General features: G+C 34.3%; 1 protein-coding gene. It reads left to right on the top strand.

Going from position 1 to position 1410, the window contains the following annotated elements:
* Window positions 1-372: 372 nt before the first annotated feature.
* The gene (locus ACFIL8_RS10275) at window positions 373-696 is read left to right on the top strand and encodes a hypothetical protein (protein WP_375613621.1); all 324 of its coding nucleotides are present in this window, start codon (window positions 373-375) and stop codon (window positions 694-696) included.
* The last annotated feature ends 714 nt before the right edge of the window (window positions 697-1410 follow it).

Here is a 1410-nt window from a genome sequence, read left to right as displayed (position 1 = left end):
GATGCACTCCGCCTTCAATAGAGTGAATCCTTCCCTTCAAGGGTTTTACTCAATTTTCATCGCATCTCATTTTTATGAACCCTCATTTTTATGAATCCTTGGTCAAAGGCACAAAAAGAAGTTTGCTAGCAACTATTGTATCACCCACCTTATGGGATTCCACTTGCCTACAGAGCTTTCAAACTTTTTTACGCCTTCATAAAATCGAATCTGAAAGAATTCATTAAGGCAATTAAGAGTAAATTTTGTCAAAATATAGACAAAGTTTATTCTTTTTTGTGATTGTTGTATTTTTACTATAGTTATTTAAATCGAATTTATATATGATACGTATCGATATTTATTTATCGAAATAAATATAGGAGAAAAACTATGAATATCAGATATTTTTTCATAGCTGGGGCTATTACAAGTGGTTTAGCTCTCGCGATTCAAAAATCTGATCGTATAGTCAATAAACAACCCTCTCCTATTGTTGCTCCTTATACTATTGAGAAAACAAATTTACAGTTTGTTAAACAAGTAAGGGACACATCGGATACATTGAATATACTGAGAGTCAGTAATAGAAGCGCATCAGAACAAGCATCAATCAACGATATATACGATAAAGCAGAAAATTTATTGAATGCAATAGCTGGTTTTTTAGGATCACTTATTATATATTTCGTACAACTTGTTGCTACTAGAATATAAGATACAAAAAGTTCTTAAAGTAAGGTTATATACATTTTGTATATATTGTAAAATTTAAATAAAAAGGCCCTTTATAAAATGGGGCCTTTTTTAGTTTAATTTTTCCTTTGTTTTAGTTTAGTTTTTATTGTGTTTTTATTTTTATTGGCCAAATATCATCGCCTTCAAAAATGCCATTTTTACTTGTCTCACATCTCAAATGACAAAGGCTCTAACTCCCTAGCTTCGCTCCCATAGCGCTTTCGTTAATAAGGGTCCGCAATCTTCTTGTTCTTCCCAAAAATTCTTCTGTTTTCAAGAAAATGACCATGCATCTCCTCTGTCATCGGATTGGCTTACAGATCTCCATGAAGCAGACTGAAAAACACAAAAACACCATAACTTTTTATATCAATATCACCATACTGAAACACTGTTGAAGCTTAACAAGCGCTGCTTCATTGGCAAGGACTTCTTAAAAAGACAAAAAATACCTCAAAGGCAAAAGAGCTTAACACTGCTCAAAAATGCCATTTTTTGCCTTCCTCTCACCTCAAATGACAAAGGCTCTACCCCCTAGCTTCCCTCCCATAGCACTTTAGTCAATAGAGCTTCCCCATAGCGCCTTTAGTCAATGGAGCTCCCCCCATAGCGCTTTAGTCAATGGACCTTTCCCTCATACCGCTTGAATAAGCGATAATTTATGAGCATTTTCTAACAAAAAAGAGACCGCCT

Source organism: Bartonella sp. AP57NXGY, from assembly GCF_042195805.1.
GTDB lineage: Bacteria > Pseudomonadota > Alphaproteobacteria > Rhizobiales > Rhizobiaceae > Bartonella.
This window is presented reverse-complemented; position numbering and strand designations above follow the sequence as displayed.